The sequence below is a fragment of the Rudaea sp. genome, assembly GCF_036383415.1.
GTDB lineage: Bacteria > Pseudomonadota > Gammaproteobacteria > Xanthomonadales > Rhodanobacteraceae > Rudaea.
Genome location: NZ_DASVOK010000257.1, coordinates 1 through 1,848, shown reverse-complemented (window position 1 = coordinate 1,848; position 1,848 = coordinate 1). Strand labels below are relative to the sequence as shown.

At 67.3% G+C, this 1,848-nt stretch carries 1 protein-coding gene; it reads right to left on the bottom strand.

The features are described from left to right. Positions 1 to 76: 76 nt before the first annotated feature. The coding region (locus tag VF497_RS09645; protein ID WP_330888088.1) for an efflux RND transporter permease subunit at positions 77 to 1,848 on the bottom strand (1,772 nt) is incomplete at its 5' end.

Here is a 1,848-nt window from a genome sequence, read left to right as displayed (position 1 = left end):
CAAAACAGGGAAATGGAAATGACGAGAAAAGTCTTGTTCATGGCAGCACCGGGAAGTGTCATGTAACCGTTTCGAATTACGCGGCCTCCGCATCGACCAGCCTTGGCCGTTCCCCGCGCGGCGGTGCGAGCGCGACGCGCTTGCGTTCGCCGGCGAAGAACAGCTGCATCAGGCTCGGCAGCAGCAGTAGCGAGAAGATCAGACTGACCACGACGCCACCGACGTTGACCGCGGCGAGGCCGCGGTAGATCACGCTGCCAGGGCCCGGGTTGACCGCCATCGGCAGCGCGCCGAGCGCGCCGGTCAGGGTCGAGGCGAGGATCGCGCGCAGGCGCTGGTTGAGCGACATGCGGATCGCATCGGCGAGGCTCGCGCCGTTCTCCTGCGCGTGGCGGGTCAGGTCGACGAGCAGAATCGCGTGGTTGACGACGACGCCGACCATCATGATGAAGCCGATCATCGACAGCAGGTCGAGCGGCTGGAACGCGAACACGCCGAGCACGCGCAGGCCGAGCATGCCGCCGATCAGCGCGAGCGGCACGGTGAGCACGACTATGACGGCATGGCGCAGCGACTTGAACATCGCCGCCATGAGCAGACCGAGCACGAACAGGGCGAGGAGGAAATTCTTGCCGATCGTGCCGACGATGCGCTCGAGGCGGTCGGCGCTGCCGGCGAGACGGATGGTGCCGTCGGGCAACTGCTTGCGCAGCGTCGGCAGGATCTCCTTGTCGATCGTCGCGAGTGCGTCTTCAAGCGCGAGCGTCGCCGGCGGATCCATCGTCAGCGTCACCGTGCGGCGATGGTCGAGGCGGCGGATCTGCGAGGGGCCGAGTGCGGTGTCGAGATGCACCATCTCGCCGACCGTCATCACCTTGCCGTTCGGCGCGACGACCGGCGTCTGCGCGAGTTCCTCGGGCGTCTGCCCGGCGCTCGCGCGCAGGATCACCGGCACGCGTTGCTCGCCGTCGAAGTATTCGCCGAGCCAGGCGCCGTCGCCGAGCGTGCGCACGATGTCGCCGAGCGTGGCGCGGTCCCAGCCGGCCTCGGCGATGCGACGGTCGTCCGGCGCTGCGCGCAGTTCGAGTTGCGCTGCGTCGGTCGGCGGGAACGCCTGCACGTTGGCGCCCTTGAATTTCGCTTCGAGCAGCTGGCGGCCGCTCTCGGCGACCTTGTACAGCTTGGCCGGATCGTCGCCCTGCAGATGGATCGACACCGCGCGAGCCGAACCGCCGAAGCCGCCGAACAGGTCGCCTTCCTGGGTGAACGCGCGCGTATCCGGGAAGCCGACCGTGATCTCGTCGCGCACGATGCGTTCGAGGTCGCCGATGCGCTTCTCGTCGACCACGCGCGCGCCGATCGTGCCGCCGCCGGGGAAGATGATCACGTACCAGTTCTTCAGCTGCGGCTGCTTGGTGCCGTCCATGTACGGCTTCATGCGTGCGAGGATCGTCGGCACGATCTCGCGGTCGATCACCTCGGGCGGCATGCCGGGCGGGAAATTGAAGAACGTGTCGATCGCGGCGCGCTTGACCGGTGGTAGGTAGTCGAGGCGCGGCATGAACGCGAACGTCGCCGCGAGCGGCAGCACGAGCAGGGCGAACACCCAGCCGATCTGTTTGGGCCGCGTGTCGGTCAAGGCCATGATCTTGTCGGTCAGCCACGGCCAGCCGTCGCCGAAACCCGACTTGAGCTTCTTCGCCTTGAGCCATCCCGCTGCCGCCGGCAGCGCGGTGATCGCGACGATGACCGAGATCACCACGGCAATCGAGATCGTCAGCGCGAGGTCGGCGAAAATCTGGCCTTCGACGTCGCGCAGGAACACGACCGGCAGGAACACCGCGATCG